Raw genomic sequence first — 18,588 nt, 5'->3', positions numbered from 1 at the left:
AGACGGTGGGGCCAAATCCAGGGGTTGGTCATTTCGGTGCCCAATCCCCTTGCTCGGAGGGCCTGGTCCATGGACACTCGTCAGGTAATTTCTGACGAGGTTCTTCACGTGGCTCCTGGTTCCCCGCTCCGTCGTTCCTTCGGTCCAGCCCGGGACAGGTCCGCCTTCGCTGAGGCGCTCCCCGAACCCGGCGGGGAGGGCCTTGGTCCCGCCGCGGAGCGACGGCTGCCTCCTCGTTCCGGGATCGTCCGCCACGCGGGGCGCGACCGGGGGGCGGCGGCGAGCGCTCCCTCCGCGGTGCGCGGCGGGGCGGCGGCGGGGCTCCCGGCAGGTGGGACCGCGGCGGTCGACCCGCTCGTCGGCCGTACAGAGCACGGACTGCACATCGAGCGGCTGATCGCCGAGGGGGGGATGGGCGCGGTCTACGCGGCCCGCCGCGTCGCGACGGGGGAGCGGGTCGCGCTGAAGGTGCTCCGGCGCGTGCACGCGGGGGACTCGGGCATCGAGGGCCGGTTCGCCCGCGAGGTCCAGCTCGCCCGCCGCATCGACCACCCGAACGTCTGCCCTGTGCTCGGCGAGGGGCGCCTCGAGGACGGGCGCCCGTTCTTCCTGATGCCGCTCTTCGACGGCATCACCCTGAGCGAGGAGGTGCGCCGGAACGGCCCCCTGCCGCTCGATCGCGCGCTGGCCGTCGCGGACCAGATCCTCGCCGGCCTCGCGGCCATGCACGCGGCGAAGGTGGTCCACCGCGACCTCCAGCCGGGCAACATCCTGCTCGTCCCCGCGGCGCCGGGCGCCGGGGCGGGGGCGCTGGGCGACGGAGCGCCGACGGTCAAGCTCATCGATCTCGGCTTCGCGCACGAGCCCGGGGTCGACAAGGGCGACGGGGTGACGCCCGACAGCCCCGGGTCGCTCGTGGGCACCCTGCTGTTCATGTCGCCGGAGCAGGCGATGCGCAGCCGCGCCATCACCGAGCGGAGCGACCTGTTCGCCGCCGCGCTGCTCGTCTACTACGCCCTCTCGGGCAAGCTCCCGTTCCGCGGCCGGGGCGATCTCGACGTGCTCGTCGCGATCGTGCGCTCCGCGCCCGTGCCCCTCCGGCGGGAGCGCCGGGATGTCCCGCGCGTGCTCGACGAGGTGCTCGCCCGCGCCCTGTCCAAGCACCCCGACCACCGCTTCGCCGGCGCGTCGGCGATGCGCGACGCGCTGGCCGCGGTCCGGGCGTAGCCCCCGCGCGCGGCGCGCCCGCGGTCCCTTCCAGCGCCGGCCCGCTCCTTGCCACGACGGGGCCGCCTGCACCGCGCCACGCAGCACCGGGATCCGGGCTGTGCACGCGCTGCTCAAGGGCGGCGACGCGGCGCGGTGAGCTTCACGCGAGGGGAACCCCATGGACGCACTCGATCTCTTGGAGCAGCAGCATCTCGAACTCAGCGCCCTGATGGCGCGCATCGCCGCCGAGCCCAGCCCGGGCCTCAGGACATCGATGGTCGCGCAGCTCTCCCGGATGATCGACGCGCACGTACGCATCGAGGAGACGTACCTCTATCCGGTGTGTGCCGAGCGGATGGCCGGCGACCGGAAGCCGCTCCACGACGCGTACGAGAAGCACGGCCTCGCGCGCTTCGCGGCGGACAACCTGCTGCGCACGCGGGTGACCGATGTGCGCTTCGAGGCGCGGCTCCGGCTGCTGCGGGACGTTTTCGCCCACCACGCCGACGAGGAGGAGGGCATCCTCTTCCCGAAGGCGAAGCGGGGGCTCACGGACGAGCAGCTCGACGTGATCGGCAGCGATCTGGAGCGCGCGTACGAGGTGCTGCTGCGCGTGGGGGTGCCGGCGGGCGCGTCGCTCGCGCGGTCGCAGCGCGGGTGGCCGAGGCGGGGGGCCCACTCCGTGCGCGCGGCGCGGCCGGTGTCGCGGCGCCGCGGGGAGGGGCAGCGCGCCCGGGGGTGTTGACCGAGCGCGACGCGCACCCCGACGAGGACCTGCGGCCGTGAGGGTCGGTGACGGCTGGGCGAGGGCTGGTTCCGCGCGTCAGAACTCCCGCCAGGGATCTGCCTCGCGAGCGACAGAAGTAAACGCCAAGGCGCAAAGGCGCAAAACTACAAATCTTTTTTGCGTCTTTGCGGCTTTGCGCCTTGGCGTTGAACTCTCTCTCCGGATCCCTGGCCGGACTTCGGGCGGGCGGAGCTAGACCGGGACGGGGCCGCCGAAGGCGCCGAGGAAGCGGGCGACCCAGACGGCGACCATCAGGATCGCCAGCGCGACGCCGAGGCGCGTGACCCACGCCCCCTGCACCGACTCGGTCGCGGCGATGCGGCCGTCCTTCACGTAGACCGCGGCGTTGTACGCGAGCGCGGCGAGCACGAGCGGCGCCATGATCGGGGAGAGCGGGTGCAGCCGCAGCGCCTCGGACACGTGGCCGTGCGCGAGGGCGAGGGTCGCGCGCGTGAGCCCGCAGCCAGGGCACGGGTGGCGGGTGACGATCGCGAACGGGCACAGCGGGACGCCGCACGCGACCAGGAGCCCGAGCAACGCCGCGATCGCGCCGAGGCGCATCGCACGGCCGCGCGGATGCGCGGCGCTCCAGGCGGACGAGGCCGATGGAGCGGGCGGGCGGGCTTCGGTCGGGCCGGACAGCGACAACGGTGGGAGGATAGCGCGAGCTAGGCGGCGTTCGGATCCCAGACCTCGTTGAGGTCCTTCGCCAGGGCGTAGAGCGGGAGGAAGATGTAGAGCACGATGCCCTCGGCCTGCGGGTTGCGCGAGCCGGCCATCTGCTTGGCCTTGGTCACCTGCTCCGGCACCTTCACCCAGAGGAAGTAGTAGTTGAGCAGCGGGATGAAGACGTACCAGGGCTTGAACTCGGGATCCTTGGTCGCCTGCTGCAGCTCGTTCAGCATCGCCCAGAGCTGCCAGATCGCGTACACGAAGCAGACCATCCCGATCACGCACACCGTGACGGGGTTGCGCGTCTCGCCCCGCGCGCCCGGGGTCATCGACCCGCTGCCGGCATACACGCCCAGGTTGCTGGGCTGCTGGCCGAACTGACCGGGCGCCGACAGCTGACCGCCGGCCGGCGACGACCCGCCGTAACCGCCCGGATCGCTCACGCCCTGGGGGCTCCCGTAGGCCCCGCCCGCCGGAGAGCCGTAGCTGCCCGCGCCCGGCGGGCTGCCATAGCCGCCGCCAGGAGGGCTGCCGTAGCCGCCCGCCGGAGCGCCGCCGTAGCCGCCGGGAGGGGCGCCGTAGCCGCCGCCGGCCATCGGATCCTGGCCCGGAGGCGGACCGTACCCGCTGGCGCTGTGCTGCGGAGGCTGGCCGTAACCGGGCGGCTGGCCGTAACCGCCGCCCGGCGGCTGGCCATAGCCGGGAGGCTGGCCGTAACCGGGCGGCTGGCCGTAACCGGGCGGCTGGCCGTAACCGGGAGGGGCGCCGCCGACGCCGCCCATCGGGTCCTGGCCCGGAGGCGCGCCGAACGGGCTGCCGCCCGGCTGCGGAGGCTGACCATAGCTGCCGCCGGGCGGCGGGAACGCGCCGGCCGGCGTGCCGCCAGCCCCGCCAGGCGGCTGCGGCGCGCCCGGGGTGTACCCGGGCAGCTGGTCGATCGCCATCGTGCCGCCGAGCGGGTTCACGCCCTGGTTGGGCGGCTGGCCGTACGGCGAATATCCGCCCGACGGGCTCGCAGCCGCGCCGCCGAAGGCCGGGCCAGAGGGCTGCTGTCCCGCGGGGGGCGATCCGTAGCCCATCCCGGGCGGAGGCGGCGCAGGGGGAGGTCCGGCAGACGCGCCGAGCCCGGCCGGCGGGACGCCGACCACCGTGCCGGCAAGCCCCTGCGGCGTGCTCGGGATGCCGGCGGGCATGCCCGGCGGTGCGCCGGCCGGAGGCGCCGGCGGCGGAGGCGCCCCCGGAGCGCGCGGGCCCGCCGCCCCCGCCCCCGACGACGGCTGGCTCATCAGCATGGTGCCCTTGAACTTCGGCGCGGCCGCCCCCTTGAGGTTGAAGCCGCACTTCGTGCACGTGGACGCTGTTTCCGAGTTTTGCGTCCCACAATTCGGACAGAACACGCACCACCTCCGGAGGGGGGTTCGCTGCTACCGATGCCCGCGCCCTGCGCGCGTCGTAATAGGCGCGAAGGGTAGTTGAAGCGCGTTCCGGTTCTCAAGTGAAAGACGAAGAACGCTGCGGGCTTCTCCCGAGGCTACGCGTTCTCCGCCAGAAAACCCAGGGCGTTCTCTCCGCGAGGGAGCGCGCTGCTTCCGTGGCGCGTGGCGAGCGGCGAGCGGCGAGCGGCGAGCGGCGAGCGTTCCCGCTCACCGCGCGCTCCCGCTCACGATCGGGGCGCGCTCTCCGCATCGGGGCGCGCTCTCCGCCGATGCGACGGCGTCGCGACCGCCGCCGGGCGGCGGTCCGGGCGGGCCGGCCGGCGCGAGGCGTCGCCCAGGTTTCTGGGCAGCGAGAGGGTTTCCGTGGTTCGCTGGAGGTTTCCCCCCCGGCGCGCCTTGACAGTGACCACCGTCGCTCACTAGCGTGCCGGCGCCTCGGGACGGCTCCGTACGACGGACAACCGAATGCCCGGCCGCCGGTGCGCGGGGCTGTCCGCCTCCGGCAGGCGCCTCTACTCCGGAGGCGCACGAGGGTGCGCCCGGGTTCTCCGGGCCGACCCTCGTTGGAAGGGACCCGCCACGGGGGTCCCGACTGCATGTCGAAGCGGGCACGCCGCGAGCGCGGCGCGCCCAGGGAGCCAGCGGACCGTGCCAACAGCCGACATGACCGACAAATTTGCTCTGAGCCCCGACCGGCAAACCGAGTTCGAGAAGATCCTCGCGCGCTACCCGAACCGCCAGGCCGCGTGCATCCCGGTGCTCCACCTCTGCCAGAGCCAGGAGGGGTGGGTCTCCGAACGGGTGCTGCGCTGGGTCGCCGAGCAGCTCGGCCTCTCCACGGCGCACGTCCAGGGGGTCGCGACCTTCTACACCCTCTTCAACAAGCAGCCCGTGGGCAAGCACCAGGTCTGGGTCTGCCGGACGCTGAGCTGCGCGCTGAACGGCGCGGACGCCGTGCTGCACCACTGCGAGAAGCGCCTCGGGATCCACGCGGGCGAGACCACGCAGGACGGGAGGGTCACGCTGCGCACCGCAGAGTGCCTCGCCTCGTGCGGCACAGCCCCGATGATGCAGGTCGATCGCGACTACTACGAGGGCCTCACGCTCGAGAAGGTGGACGCGATCCTCGATCGGTTGACGAGGTGACGAGATGCTCCGGCTGACGCGCTATCTGACGAAGAACTACGACACGCCCGACGGCCACAAGCTCTCGGTGTACGAGAAGGGCGGCGGCTACCAGCAGGCGAAGCGCGCCCTCGGGATGACGCGCGAGGCGCTCGTCGAGGAGATGAAGGCGGCCAACATCCGCGGCCGCGGCGGCGCCGGCTTCGCCATGGGCGTGAAGTGGAGCTTCATGCCGTGGCCCCCGAAGCCCGAGCGGCCGCACTACCTCGTCATCAACGCCGACGAGGGCGAGCCCGGCACCTTCAAGGACCGCACGCTGATGGAGAAGAACCCGCACTCCGTCGTCGAGGGGTGCATCATCGGCTGCTTCGGCATCGGCGCCCACGCCGCGTACATCTACGTGCGCGACGAGCTCCACCTGTCCAAGGCGCGGCTCTGGGGCGCCATCGAGGAGGCGCGCGCGAAGGGCTACCTCGGCAAGCGGCCGTTCGGGATCGACTACCCGGTCGAGGTCTACGTCCACACGGGCGCCGGCGCGTACATCTGCGGCGAGGAGACGTCGCTCCTCAACTCGCTCGAGGGCAAGCGCGGCGAGCCGCGGCTCAAGCCGCCGTTCCCCGCCCAGTTCGGCGCGTTCGGGATGCCGACCACGGTGAACAACCTGGAGACGATCGCCGCGGTCCCCACGGCGCTCGAGCTCGGGGGCGACAACTTCTCGAAGCTCTCCGCGCTGCACAACCTGAAGGACGGCGGCTGCCGGCTCTTCGGCGTGAGCGGCCACGTGAACAACCCCGGCATCTTCGAGGCGTGCGTCGGCCTCACGCTCCGCGAGCTCATCTACGACCTCGGCGGCGGCGTGAAGCACGGCAAGCTGCTCGCGGTCATCCCGGGCGGCTCGTCGTGCCCCATCCTGCGCGCCGACGAGGTCGTGAACGCGCCGAACGAGAAGTCGCCGCTCCACCCGTGGCACGGCCAGAGCGTGCTCGACGTGCCGCTCGGCGTGGACACGTTCCGCACGCTCGGGACGATGCTCGGGACCTGCTGCGCCATCGTCCTCAGCGACAAGGCGTGCCCGGTCCTCGCGATGCACAACCTGATGCGCTTCTACCGCCACGAGTCGTGCGGCCAGTGCACGCCCTGCCGCGAGGGCAGCGCGTGGATCCACCGGATCCTCGATCGCATCGTGCACGGCGAGGGGACGATCGAGGAGCTCGATCGGCTGCACGAGATCGCCGACAACATCATGGGCAACACCATCTGCGCCTTCGGCGAGGGCACGGCGATGCCCGCGCTCGGGTTCCTGCGCAAGTTCCGCAAGGAGTTCGAGGCGTACATTCAGACCAAGGGCCGGTCGTCGACAGGGGTGCTCTCGCCGTGAAAATCTTCGAATTCGCCTACTTCGGGCTGGCGTCGCTGCTCGTCCTCCTCGGCGGCCTGGCCACGGTCGCGGCCCGGAACCCGATCCGCGGCGCGATGGGCCTGCTCACGTCGATCGTCGGCATCGCGGGGCTCTACCTGATGCTCTCCGCGGAGTTCCTCGCGGCGATCCAGATCCTCGTGTACGCGGGCGCGGTCGTCATCCTCTTCCTCTTCGTGATCATGCTCCTCGGCCCGTCGGCGACGTCGCCGCGCGACGCCCGCACCGCGGTGCCGCGCTACGTGGGCGCCGGCGTCCTCGCGGCGAGCAGCATCGGCGCGCTCGCCCTCGTCGCCAGCGCCGCGAAGCCCGGCGCGCGGGTCGTCCCGGAGGCCCCCGAGGCGCTCGGGACGATCGAGGCGCTCGGGCACGAGCTCTTCACGAAGGGGATCGTGCCGTTCGAGCTCTCGGGCGCGCTGCTCCTCGTCGCCGTGATCGGCGCCGTCGCCGTCGCCCGCGGCAAGCAGGTCGACCCCACGCTGCTGCCGGCCGGGGCCGCCTCGCCGGACGGAAACGACCAGGTCCCGGTGCGCGACGCGGCGACGCCGGACCCGCAGCCGGGCGCGCTCACGGGCCACTTCACCCTGTCGACGAAGGAGCCGAAGTCATGATCTCCGTCCCCATCGAGTACTACCTCGTTGTCGCGGCGGTGCTGTTCGTGATCGGGTCGGTGGGCTTCCTGCTGCGCAGGAACCTGCTGGTCCTCCTGATGAGCATCGAGCTGATGCTCAACGCCGTGAACCTCACGCTCGTCGCGTACAACCGGGTGCACCCGCAGGATCACGCCGGGCAGATCTTCACTTTCTTCGTCATCGCCATCGCGGCGGCGGAAGCCGCCGTGGGTCTCGCGATCGTGCTCGCGTTCTACCGCATCCGGAAGACGATGCGCGCGGACGACGCCGATCTCCTGAGGAGTTAGCGTGGAAGCCCTGAGAGTCTTATTCCCCGCGTCCGAGTTCGCGCTGCTCGCGGTGGTGCTCGGCCTGCCGGCGCTCGGCGCGTTCGTGAACGGCCTCTTCGGCAAGCGCCTCGGCAAGGACGCGGTCCGGCTGATGGCGCTCGCCGCGCTCGGCGGCGCCTTCCTGGCGGCCGTGACGACGTTCCTGATGCTGCCGCACGAGGGCGGCAAGCTCACCTGGACGGCCTGGCGCTGGTTCTCGATCAGCGGCCGGATGGGCCAGTCGATCCCGATCGACGTCGCCTTCAGCGTCGACGGCCTGAGCGGGACGATGATCCTCGTCGTCACCGGCGTCGGCTTCCTCATCCACCTCTACTCGTCGGCGTACATGCGCGAGGACCCGGGGTACTACCGGTTCTTCGCGTACCTGAACCTGTTCTGCTTCTCGATGCTCGTGCTGATCATGGCCGACAACCTCGCCGTCCTCTTCGTGGGGTGGGAGGGCGTCGGCATGTGCAGCTACCTGCTCATCGGCTTCTGGTTCAAGGACGACAAGAACGCGAGCGCGGGCAAGAAGGCGTTCGTCGTGAACCGCATCGGCGACTTCGGCCTCCTCGTGGCGATGGCGATGCTCGCCTACTACACGGGCACGCTGAACTTCGACGGCATCGCGGCGAACGCGGGCAACCTGCTCTCCGCCGTGAAGGTCTGGCCGATCGGCAACATGTCGGCCGACACGGTGCCCGGCTTCCTGAGCTTCATCATCCCGTCGCAGCCGGTGCTCGTGTACGCGGCGACCCTGGTCGGGCTCGCGCTGTTCCTCGGCTGCGCCGGCAAGAGCGCGCAGATCCCGCTCTACGTCTGGCTGCCGGACGCGATGGCCGGCCCGACGCCGGTGTCCGCCCTCATCCACGCCGCGACGATGGTGACCGCGGGCGTCTACCTCGTGGCCCGGCTCTCGGCGGTGTTCGTGCTGTCGCCGTTCGCGATGGCGGTCGTCGCGGTGACCGGCGTGGCCACGGCGCTGTTCGCGGCCTCGATCGGGCTCTTCCAGCACGACCTGAAGAAGGTCCTCGCCTACTCCACGGTGAGCCAGCTCGGGTTCATGTTCATCGGCGTGGGCGTCGGCGCCTTCGCGGCCGGCTTCTTCCACGTCCTCACGCACGCCTTCTTCAAGGCCTGCCTCTTCCTCGGCGCCGGCTCGGTGATCCACGCGATGCACGCCCGCATCCACGACACCGACCAGTCCCAGGACATGCGGAACATGGGCGGCCTCAAGGCTTACATGCCGCTCACGCGCTGGACCTTCCTCCTCGCGTGCCTCTCGATCGCGGGCTTCCCCGGGTTCGCCGGGTTCTGGTCCAAGGACGAGATCCTCTGGCGCGCGTTCTCCAGCCGGATCGCGTCGGTCTCGACGCGCGGGCAGCCGGTGTGGCAGTGGCCCGACTGGCTCGGCCCGGCGATCTACTGGGTCGGCATCCTGGCCGCGACGATGACCGCCTTCTACATGTTCCGCGCGTACTTCCTGACGTTCCACGGCGAGTTCCGCGGCTGGACGATCGTGCGCGGCTGGAAGGACCCGCACCCGCACGGCCACCACGACGATCACCACGCGCACGCGCCGGGCGAGAAGGTCGAGGGCCCGGAGCCGCACGAGTCGCCGCTGCCGATGACGATCCCGCTGATCGTGCTCGGGGCGCTGTCGGTCCTCGCGGGCTTCCTCATGGCCGAGCCGCTCGTGCACCTCACCCACAACCACGCGTTCGCGCCGCTGGCGCACCTGCTCGAGCCGGTCTTCTCGATGACGTCGAGGGCGGTCCAGGCGCGCGAGGGGGTGGAGGGGCTGCTCTTCCCGATGATGCTGCCCGGCGTCGCCGCGTGCTTCACCGGCATCGGCCTCGCGATGCTCGTGTACTGGAACAAGCGCGGCGAGCCCGAGCGGCGCTTCGCCCAGAGCTTCCCGGGGCTCCACCAGCTCGTCTACGACAAGTGGCGGATCGACGAGCTCTACAACGCCACGGTGGTGGGCATGGTCGACGCGCTGGCGGACATCTTCACGATGGCCGACAAGTGGATCATCGACGGCGTCATCGCGAAGCTCTCCGCCGCGCTGGTCGGGTTCTTCGGCACGGTGCTGCGCGCGCTCCAGACGGGCCGCGTGCAGGTCTACGCCGCGTCGATGGTCGTCGGGCTCGCCGGCGTCGGCTGGTTCCTGGTCAACCCGCACGCCGACGCGAACGTCGACGACGCGGAGCTGCGCCGGTCCGGCGAGGTGAAGCTCTCGGCGGCGCCGGGGCTCGGCTACCAGTACCGCTGGGAGGGGCCCGGCGTGCCCGCCCGCGACTTCTCGGAGTCGACCGACGTCACGGTGAAGCTCGAGCCGGGCGAGAAGAAGGACATCGTGCTCCGCGTGCGCAACGCCTTCAACCGCGAGGCGACGGAGACGTTCACGTTCTCGCGGCCGACGGGCCGCGGGAGCCCGACGGGCCCCACCTCCATGCGGGGCCCGGACGTGCCCACGCTCCCCCCGGGGACGACCCCGGCGGAGCAGATCCATGACCTGATCCAGCCGAAGGGCCTGCAATGAGCGCGCTCGACCTCGTAACCCATTACTGGCCGGCGCTCGCCGCCGGCGTCGTCGGAGCGCTCCTCCCGAGGGGCGCCGGACAGGGCGCGGACGGCGCCCACGGCGACGACCACGATCACGGGCACGGCGACGAGCACGACCACGGGCACGGCGACGACCACGGGCACGGCGACGACCACGGCCACGGCGAGGCCCACGCGAGCGCCGGGTACACGCCGTGGCAGCGGTTCGGCCTCGGGCTGATCGCGGCGCTCACCGTGCTCGGCGTGCAGTGGCTCTGGCCGTCCGACGCGGCGGCGGCCGCGTCGGAGGCGTCCGGGGAGTGGTCGTCGCTCCTCAACGTGCTCATCGGCCTGCCGTTCGTCGGGGCCGCGGCGGTGCTGTTCATGCCGCGGCAGATGCTCTCGCTGCTCCGCGGCTTCACGCTGGCCGTGCTCGGCGCGGGCTTCCTCGCGTCGCTCTGGCTGCTCAGCGTGCCGATGACGGTGGGCTGGCACTTCCAGTCGATCAAGGACTGGATCCCGTCGCTCGGCATCCGGTGGCACGTCGCCATCGACGGCATCAGCCTCTGGCTCGTCCTGCTCACGACGTTCATCGCGCCCATCGCGGCGTACGCGTCGTTCGGGTCGATCAAGAACCGGATCAAGGAGCTCTGCTTCTGCCTCCTGCTCCTGCAGGGCGCGATGCTCGGCGCGTTCGTCGCGCTCGACCTGTTCCTGTTCTTCCTCTTCTGGGAGCTGATGCTGGTGCCGATGTTCGTGATGATCGGCATCTGGGGCGGCGTCGAGAAGATCAAGGCGGCGATCAAGCTGTTCGTCTACACGATGGCCGGGTCGATGCTGATGCTCGCGGGCATCGTGTACCTCGTGTGGGCGAACCAGAAGCTCACGGGCGCGTACACCTTCGACTACCTCGCGCTCTCGCGCGTGGTGCTGCCGCGCGGCACCCAGATGCTCTGCTTCTGGGCGTTCTCGATCGCGTTCTTCATCAAGGTGCCGATGTGGCCGGTGCACACGTGGCTGCCGGACGCCCACGTGCAGGCGCCGACCGGCGGCTCGGTCATCCTGGCCGCGGTGATGCTGAAGATCGGGACGTACGCGTACCTGCGCTTCTCGATGGGCCTCTTCCCCGGCCCGGCCTCCAGCCTCGCGGCCAACCTGGCCGGCATCGCGATCCTCGGCGGCGTGATCTACGGCGCGCTCGTCGCCTGGAAGCAGGCGGACGTGAAGCGCCTCGTGGCGTACTCGTCGGTCGCCCACCTCGGCTACGTGATGCTCGGGCTGTTCGGCGTCACGCCGAGCGGGATCCAGGGCGCGGTGCTCCAGATGGTGAACCACGGCGTCTCCACCGGCGCGCTCTTCCTCCTCGTCGGCGTGATCTACGACCGCCGCCACACCCGCCAGGTCTCCGAGTTCGGCGGCCTCGCCAAGGTGATGCCGGTCTACGCGACGCTGTTCCTGATCGTGACGTTCGCCTCCGTGGGCGTGCCCGGCACGAACGGGTTCATCGGCGAGTTCATGATCATCACCGCGACCTACGTGTCCGAGCGCCTCGGGGTCTTCAGCGGGATCCACACCGTGGGCGCCGCCGCGGGCGTCATCCTCGCGGCCGTCTACATGCTGAGCGTCGTGCAGAAGATGTTCTTCGGGCCGCTCACGAACCCGAAGAACAAGCACCTGCCCGACATCACGCCCCGCGAGGGCCTGGCGCTCGCGCCGCTCATCCTGATGATCTTCGTGATCGGCCTGTTCCCTGACGTCTTCCTCGATCGGATGAAGGAGTCGGTCCTGTCTACGTACAACCAGTTCAAGGTCGTCTCCGGGCAGGCGATCCTCTTCGCGGACGAACGCAACGCGAAGCTCCTGCCGGAGGACACGTTCTCCCCCGCCTTCCTGAAGGGGGCGCCCGTGCTGGGCTCCGGCGCGGGCGCGGCGGGGGGTGACGAGGAGGCGCGGCGCGAGGCTCCGGCGGGCGGCAAGCTCGCGGCGCGCGCGGGGGAGGCGGCGCGATGAACCTCGGACCCTTCATCGCGGTGTCGCCGCTGCTCGTCGTCACGCTCGGCGGCGTGCTGCTGATGGTGGCGGAGGCGTTCTCGCATCGCCGCGAGGAGTCGCACGACCGCCGCTCCGGCCCGTCGTCCGACATCGCGCTCGGGACCGCGATCACGCTCCTCGCCGGGGCGGTGTTCTCGGGCGCGGTCGGGTTCGTCGGCCCCGAGACGCTGGACGGGGTCGACGTGCTCGCGCCCTACCTGGTGATGGACCGCTTCACGCTGTTCTTCTCCTTCGTGCTCTGCCTGGGCGGCGCGCTGGCGGCGCTGCTCGCCGGGGGGTACCTCCCCGAGCACCGGCTCGATCGCGGGGAGTTCTACCCGCTGCTGACCTTCTCGACGGTGGGCGCGATCATCCTCGCCGGCGCGGGGGATCTGCTGACGCTCTTCCTCGGGCTGGAGACGATGTCGCTCGGGGCGTACGCGCTGACCGGCTTCCGCCGGACGTCGCCGCGGAGCACCGAGGCGGCGATCAAGTACTTCCTGCTCGGCTCGTTCGCGGCGGCGCTGCTGCTCTACGGCGGCGCGCTGATCTACGGGGCGACGGGGCACACCGACCTCGCCGGGATCGGCGAAGCGATCGCGGGCGCGACCGGGGACAAGGCGCCCAACCCGGCGCTCCTGCTCATCGGGGCGGCGCTGATGCTGGTCGGCCTCGCGTTCAAGGTGAGCGCGGTGCCGTTCCACATGTGGACGCCCGACGCTTACGAGGGCGCGCCGACGCCGGCCACGACGTTCATGGCGGTCGCGGTGAAGGGCGCGGCGTTCGCGACGCTGCTGCGCGTGCTGCTCGGCGCGTTCAGCAGCCCGGCGCTGTCGTCGTGGGCGGCGGGCTGGCCGCCGGCGGTGGCGGTGATGGCGCTGCTCACGATGACGGTGGCGAACCTCATCGCGGGGCGGCAGGAGTCGGTGAAGCGGATGCTCGCCTACTCGAGCATCGCGCACGCCGGCTACCTGCTCGTCGGCGTCGCGGCGACGGTGCGGGCGAGCGAGGACGCGCAGGCGAGCGTGATGTTCTACCTGCTCGCCTACACGGTCTCGACGGTCGGCGCGTTCGGCACGCTCATCCTGTGCGGCAGCCGCGGCGCGGAGGCGGTGAGCTACGAGGACCTCTCGGGCATCGGCAAGCGGCACCCGGTGGCGGCGCTCGCGTTCTCGCTGTTCCTCCTGTCCCTTGCAGGCGTCCCGCCGACGGCCGGGTTCTTCGGCAAGCTCTACATCGTCAAGGCGGCGATGGGCGCGGAGCTGTACACGCTGTCGGTGGCGCTGCTCCTCAACAGCGTGCTGTCGGCGTACTACTACCTGCGGGTGCTCGTGTTCATGTACATGCGCGAGCCGGCGCCGGGGGCGCCGATCGCGCGGCCCATGCGGTCGGGGTACGTCAACGCGGCGCTCGTCGTGTCGGCGGTGCTCGTCATGGTCCTCGGGATCTGGCCGACGACCTCGCTCGGGATCGCGGTGCGCGCGGTCCTCGCTTCTCACTGAACCTTCCTCGGAGAGCGGCTCGATGAGCCGCTCGGACGTCGCGCCGTCGCGTGACGGCGCGACGTGGGACGCGCCGCGCCGCGCCGCGGGGCAGCGCGCCGCCAACTGACTTGGCGGCGATGGCACCGGCGCTAGCGGCGCTCGCGCCCTCGTGCGGCGAAACCGCGATGCTGCGCGGGGCGCGCGAGTTGCTAAAGTCGGCGCCGATGCGGAACGGCGAGACGATGCAGAGGACAGCGGGGGACTGGCGGATGCGCGCGGCAAGCGTCGCGCTGCTCGGGGCGCTCGGGTGTCAGGGGGGGAACACGAGCGGAGGCTCGCCCGCGGGGAGCGCGGCGCCGGCAGGGAGCGCTGCGCCGGCAGCGGCGAGCGCCAGCGCGGCGGCGAGCGCCAGCGCGGCGGCGAGCGCGCAGGCGGCGGATGCGCCCGCGATCTCGCTGACCTCGGAGGCGGTGCTCAAGGTGACGAACCCGAAGCGGCAAGCGCCGTACAGCGGGCCCACGGGGACGCTGAAAGGGCGGGTCACCATCAAGGGAGACCCGCCGCCCGACACGGGGCTCAGCTTTCCGACCGGCAAGTGCGGCGAGGCCGCTGCCACCTACGGCAGGCTGTTCCGCGTGGGGCAGCAGAACGCCGTCGCCGACGCGCTCGTCACCGTCGTCAACTACAGCGGCCACGTGCCCGAGCGCGAAGAGGCCGAGAAGGTGACCATCCACGGGTGCGCGTTCTCGACCCGCACCGTGGCCATGACGTTCGGACAGCGGCTCGAGGTGGCGAACCTCGACCTGCTCGAGCCCTACATGCCCAACCTCGAGGGCGCCCCGTTCATGGCCGTCCTCGTCGCCATGCCGCAAGGCGAAGCGGTGAAGTTCTTCCCGCCCCAGCCGGGCTACTACCACCTCGTGGACAAGATGCCGAAGCCGTTCCTCAAGGCCGAGGTCTTCGTGCTCAAGTTCGCGACCCACGACGTGACCGGCCTCGACGGGCAGTTCGAGATCAAGGACATCCCCGTGGGCAAGGTGCTCACCGCCGCCCTCCTGCCGGCCATCGATCAGGACGTGAAGAAGGAGATCGAGATCAAGGAGGGCGAGAACACCCTCGATTTCGAGCTCAACTTCGATCTCGAGAAGTACAACGCGAAGAAGAACAAGGCGAAGCCATCGCCCTGAGCTCAGGGCGCGGCCGGCGCGCCCCCCGCGAGCTCCCGGTGAACGCGCCGCTCGACCTCGCGGGACAGCGGATCGCGGGCGCCGGGCGCGGGGGGCCCCGGCGGGCCGAGCCAGGCGAGCGCGGCGTCGCGGCCGATGCGACGGAAGAGCAGCTCGGCGAAGAGCAGCCGGGCGAGCGGCGAGGGGGGCACCGCGGCGCCGCCGCCCGCGGGCGCCTGGAGCGCGTCGCAGGCGCGGGCCAGCGCCTCGACATCGCCGCTCAGATCGGCCGCCACCGCGAGCGCGACGAGCGCGGAGGCGCTCGACGGATCGGCCGCCGAGACGAGCTCGGCCTGCTCGCGCGCCTCGCCGACGCGGCCCAGGGCGGCCGCGCGCACCGCGACCTCGGCCGGCGGCAGATCCGCGTCGCGCGCCAGGCGGCGGGCGCGGCGCAGCTGCCCGTGGACCAGCGCGTCGTCGAGCTCGGCCAGCGGCCCCAGCGCCGCCGCCGGCCGCTCGGCGGCGGCGGTCCTCCGCGCGGCGAGCTCGCGCAGCCGCCGCGCCGCCTCCTCGGCGGCCGGGCGATCGCCGGCCTCGAGGGCCACCGCGTGCAGCGCGCGCCACGCGTCCGCCGAGAAGGGGTGGCGCACGAGCAGCGCCCGCAGCGACAGGCGCGCGTCCTCGGACCGGCCGAGCCGCCGCAGGATCTCGGCGCGGAGCAGGACGCCGTCGTCGCGCTCCGGATCGAGCAGGACCGCCCGCTCGACGCGGCCGAGCGCCGCCGCGGGCCGCCCGGCCGCGAGATCGCACCGCGCCTGCTCGAGGTGGGCCGGCGCGTAGTCGGGATCGATCCCGCGGGCGCGGTCGAACGCGTCGTCCGCCGCCTCCCGGCGGCCGAGGCGGCAGCGCACCGACCCGACGCGGGTCCAGATGTCCGCGCTCTCGGGATCGCTGTCCTCCGCCAGCTCGTACGCCTCCAGGGCCGTCTCGAGGTCGCCGCGCGCCTCGGCCTCGGCGCCGATGGCGTACAGCGCGTACGCGCGCGCCGAGATCTGGCGGCCCACGAGGATCTGGCCGTCCACGGAGCGCGCGACCTCGGGCGCGGCGCAGGCCGCGGTCAGCGCGAGCGCCGCGAGCGCCGCGAGCCGCGCGGCAGGGGGCGGCGGTGCTACGCGCACGCGGCGATCTCGGCGAGGAGGCGATCGTTCTCCTCGCGGAGGCCGACGGTGATGCGGAGCCGGTGCGCGAGGCGCCCGCCCGCCCCGTGGAAGCTGCGCACCAGGACGCCGCGCGCGGCGAGCGCCTCGAAGACCTCCCCGGCAGGGCGGCGCGTGCCGACCCAGAGGAAGTTCGCGTGGCTCGGCGCGACGGAGAGGCCGAGCTCGATCAGGCCGCGCGCGAGGCGCTCGCGCTCCTCCGCGATGAACGCGGCGGCGCGGCGGAGCTCCCCGCCGAGCTCGCGCAGGGCGAAGGTGGCCGCGCGCTGCGACGGGACGGGCAGGTTGTAGGGCTGGCGGACCTTGTCGAGCTCGGCGACGAGCGCCCGGTCGCCGACGAGCCAGCCGACCCGCAGCGACGCGAGGCCGATCTTCGAGAGCGTCCTCAGCACGGCGACGTTCGGGTGCTTGCGGACCAGGGCGAGCTGATCGCGCGGGGCGAAGTCGATGTACGCCTCGTCGACGATGACGAGGGCGTCGCTCGCCGCGGCGATGACCGCCTCGAGCCGGTCCGCCGACGCGAGCGCGCCGGTCGGGTTGTTCGGCGAGGCGATGAAGACGACGCTCGGGCGCGCGAACTCGACGGCGCGCACGAGGCCCGCCACGTCGAGGTCCCAGCCGGCGTCGAGCGGGACCTCGACGGCGCGCATGCCCCGCGCGCGGGCGCTCAGCTTGTACATGACGAAGGTGGGGCTGGTCGTCACGATGCTCGCCGCGTCGGCGCCCGGCCGCGGGCGGCTGAGCGCGGTCAGGAGGATCGAGATCACCTCGTCGGAGCCGACGCCGGCGAGGACCTCGTCGGGCTCGACGCCGCAGCGGGCGGCGATGGCCTCGCGGAGCTCGACGAGGCGCGCGTCGGGGTAGCGGCCCCAATCCTCGGGCACCGCGGCCCGCGCGAGGGCGGCCCGCGCCTCGGCCGACAGGAGCGGCGGGCTCTCGTTGGCGTCGAGGCGCACGGGGAAGTGGCCCGCGACCGGGGTGTAGGCGTGGAGCTCGGCGAGCTCGGGGCGGAGGAGGGCGGAGAGGAAGTCGGGCGTGGGCATCGGCTCAGTCGACAAGGAGCGCGGGCGTGGGGGAGGTCACGGGGGCGATAGTCTACCCGGGCGACGAGCGCCATGAACCCGGAAGACGGCGTCGCCCCGGGAGCGCGCGCGATGTTCCGGCGTGCGCTGCTCCAGCCTCCCGCGCGCGGCGGGGGCCGGGTCACCGCGCGACCAGGCGCATCGGCGGGCGGCTGTGCTGGGTGGGCTCGGCCTCGAGCTCCTCCAGCTCGAACGCCCTGTCCATGTCCATGTCGAGCTCCTCGAGCTCGCGCTGCGCGCTCTCGCCGGTGTCGAACCCGTCGAGCTCGCGCATGAACCGGTCGATGTCCGCGCAGGTCGCCGGCGAGTCCACGGGCGTCATCGACTGCTCGTGCATCAGCTGGATGAGCTCCAGGATGGTCGCGAGCTTCTGCGACACCACCTCGAGCCCCTCGCGGGTCCGGCTCCAGCACTCGGCGCGCCGGTAGGCGATCGCGAGCCGCCGCTCCGACAGCCCGCGCGCGCGCCCCGCGGACGCGCTCCGGATCGCCTCGAGCGATCGGATCGTCTCCATGAGCTCGCTGTGGTTCGTCATGGCGAGCGACTCCTGGCCGGCCTTGTGCGCGATCGCGAGGCGGATGTAGCTCATGAGCAGGCGGCTCAGCCCGAAGCCGTCGTCGAGCAGCAGCGGGACGGCGCCGCCGCGGCGGCGGATGTTCTCGCGGGTGCGGTCGATCAGGCGGTCGAGGCGCGCGAGCTCCTGCTGGTGACGGATGTCCATCTGCCGGATCAGGCTCTCGCGCGCCCGCGACCACGCCGCCCGATCGGCCTCGTCGAGCTGCGCGTCGATGCTGCGGCGGAAGTAGCCGCGCCAGGGGACGACGCACAGGATCACGAGCTCCGCCCCGAGGCCGAGCAGCAAGAGCAGCGGGCTCCAGCCGATGAAGCTCAGGAGGAGCACGCTCCCCACGACGAGCAGGTTGTACGGGTGGACGAGCACCCGACCCAGGTACGTGCGGGCGGTGCGCCTCCGCAGCGGTGCGACCTGGACGCCGAACGCGGCCAGCGTCGCCCTCGACTCGGCCATGCTCGCGCCAAGCACATCCTCGAATCGGCAAAGCTCTCGATCGCACGTCGTCATGGAGCCCCCTCCTCACCTCGTCCTCTGGTCCTCGTGCCACCTCGCCCCGTTCACCACCCCCCGCGGCCGAATCAGCGGGTCGGGCGCCCGGCGCGATCGCGCGCGCCCCGCGCCGGCGCGCTGTGAACGCAGGTCACGCTCGCCGCGCCCACGCCGTCAGCGACACGCCCGCGGAGCCCGCCTCGGGGGACCCGACGCCCGCCGCGCTCATCGGACGCCCGCGCGGTAACACCATGAAAAGTCATGCTTTTCTGGCGGCGCTGCGGCATCGCGAGCTCCAGGGTTTTCATGCCTGTCTCGTTCTTCGCATTCGAAGGCCTCGTGGAGGGTCCGCGGTGCGTCGCCGGAGCGCAGCGCCGCCGTCGATCCCGGAGCGAGCAGAGCGGGCTCCGTG

Annotated in this window: 15 protein-coding genes; 10 read left to right on the top strand and 5 right to left on the bottom strand. The window is 72.3% G+C overall.

The features are described from left to right. Positions 1-297: 297 nt before the first annotated feature. Together WMF33_RS25425 and WMF33_RS25420 are read left to right on the top strand one after the other, a co-directional pair. The gene (locus tag WMF33_RS25425; protein ID WP_437322268.1) at positions 298-1,227 is read left to right on the top strand and encodes a serine/threonine-protein kinase; all 930 of its coding nucleotides are present in this window, start codon (positions 298-300) and stop codon (positions 1,225-1,227) included. A 160-nt stretch (positions 1,228-1,387) separates the two neighbouring features. Beyond that, complete coding sequence (locus tag WMF33_RS25420; RefSeq protein ID WP_061622763.1) at positions 1,388-1,954, top strand: hemerythrin domain-containing protein; 567 nt, start codon at positions 1,388-1,390, stop codon at positions 1,952-1,954. Positions 1,955-2,188: 234 nt separating this feature from the next. On the opposite strand, the gene WMF33_RS25415 is transcribed toward WMF33_RS25420, so the two are convergent. Both WMF33_RS25415 and WMF33_RS25410 read right to left on the bottom strand, forming a co-directional pair. Continuing rightward, positions 2,189-2,557: a DUF2752 domain-containing protein gene (locus WMF33_RS25415; protein ID WP_437322267.1), complete on the bottom strand. Its 369-nt coding sequence runs from the start codon at positions 2,555-2,557 to the stop codon at positions 2,189-2,191. Between the two features lie 107 nt (positions 2,558-2,664). Further along, positions 2,665-4,065, bottom strand: coding sequence for a zinc ribbon domain-containing protein (locus WMF33_RS25410; protein ID WP_437322266.1), 1,401 nt, complete (start codon positions 4,063-4,065; stop codon positions 2,665-2,667). 702 nt (positions 4,066-4,767) lie between these two features. Between WMF33_RS25410 and nuoE the strand changes: the two genes are divergently transcribed. The 8 genes from nuoE (at position 4,768) to WMF33_RS25370 (ending at position 14,835) form a co-directional block, all read left to right on the top strand. Further along, entirely contained in the window at positions 4,768-5,250 is a 483-nt protein-coding gene (gene nuoE, locus WMF33_RS25405) for an NADH-quinone oxidoreductase subunit NuoE (protein WP_437322265.1), read from the top strand. Between the two features lie 4 nt (positions 5,251-5,254). Beyond that, positions 5,255-6,607 (top strand): NADH-quinone oxidoreductase subunit NuoF, encoded by a 1,353-nt coding sequence (gene nuoF, locus WMF33_RS25400; protein WP_061622759.1) that lies wholly within the window; start codon positions 5,255-5,257, stop codon positions 6,605-6,607. Further along, the gene (locus tag WMF33_RS25395) at positions 6,604-7,257 is read left to right on the top strand and encodes an NADH-quinone oxidoreductase subunit J family protein (RefSeq protein ID WP_061622758.1); all 654 of its coding nucleotides are present in this window, start codon (positions 6,604-6,606) and stop codon (positions 7,255-7,257) included. Before nuoF ends, WMF33_RS25395 begins: the two co-directional genes overlap by 4 nt. After that, positions 7,254-7,565, top strand: a complete 312-nt coding sequence (gene nuoK / locus WMF33_RS25390) for an NADH-quinone oxidoreductase subunit NuoK (RefSeq protein WP_061622757.1) — start codon at positions 7,254-7,256, stop codon at positions 7,563-7,565. Before WMF33_RS25395 ends, nuoK begins: the two co-directional genes overlap by 4 nt. A 1-nt stretch (position 7,566) precedes the next feature. Next, entirely contained in the window at positions 7,567-10,131 is a 2,565-nt protein-coding gene (gene nuoL, locus WMF33_RS25385; RefSeq protein WP_437322264.1) for an NADH-quinone oxidoreductase subunit L, read from the top strand. After that, positions 10,128-12,143 carry a complex I subunit 4 family protein gene (locus tag WMF33_RS25380; RefSeq protein ID WP_437322263.1) on the top strand — a complete coding sequence of 672 codons (2,016 nt, stop codon included), beginning with the start codon at positions 10,128-10,130 and terminating at the stop codon, positions 12,141-12,143. The genes nuoL and WMF33_RS25380 overlap by 4 nt, the downstream gene beginning before the upstream one ends. Then, positions 12,140-13,666, top strand: a complete 1,527-nt coding sequence (locus WMF33_RS25375; RefSeq protein ID WP_437322262.1) for an NADH-quinone oxidoreductase subunit N — start codon at positions 12,140-12,142, stop codon at positions 13,664-13,666. Before WMF33_RS25380 ends, WMF33_RS25375 begins: the two co-directional genes overlap by 4 nt. A gap of 206 nt (positions 13,667-13,872) precedes the next feature. Further along, a complete protein-coding gene (locus WMF33_RS25370; protein ID WP_437322261.1) occupies positions 13,873-14,835 on the top strand; it encodes a hypothetical protein in 963 nt (320 codons plus the stop codon). A gap of 2 nt (positions 14,836-14,837) precedes the next feature. Here the strand turns inward: WMF33_RS25370 and WMF33_RS25365 are convergent, their stop codons facing one another. The 3 genes from WMF33_RS25365 to WMF33_RS25355 all read right to left on the bottom strand — a co-directional run bounded on the left by WMF33_RS25365 (position 14,838) and on the right by WMF33_RS25355 (position 18,194). Continuing rightward, positions 14,838-15,992: a tetratricopeptide repeat protein gene (locus WMF33_RS25365; protein ID WP_437322260.1), complete on the bottom strand. Its 1,155-nt coding sequence runs from the start codon at positions 15,990-15,992 to the stop codon at positions 14,838-14,840. Beyond that, positions 15,983-17,074 carry a histidinol-phosphate transaminase gene (gene hisC, locus WMF33_RS25360; protein WP_437322259.1) on the bottom strand — a complete coding sequence of 364 codons (1,092 nt, stop codon included), beginning with the start codon at positions 17,072-17,074 and terminating at the stop codon, positions 15,983-15,985. Before hisC ends, WMF33_RS25365 begins: the two co-directional genes overlap by 10 nt. 160 nt (positions 17,075-17,234) lie before the next feature. Continuing rightward, positions 17,235-18,194 (bottom strand): hypothetical protein, encoded by a 960-nt coding sequence (locus WMF33_RS25355; RefSeq protein ID WP_437322258.1) that lies wholly within the window; start codon positions 18,192-18,194, stop codon positions 17,235-17,237. Positions 18,195-18,588 lie beyond the last annotated feature (394 nt).

It is taken from the genome of Sorangium sp. So ce394 (assembly GCF_051474665.1).
GTDB classification, from domain to species: domain Bacteria; phylum Myxococcota_A; class Polyangia; order Polyangiales; family Polyangiaceae; genus Sorangium; species Sorangium cellulosum_D.
The sequence above is the reverse complement of the archived record's forward strand: the minus strand, read 5'-3'. Positions and strand labels throughout refer to the sequence as shown.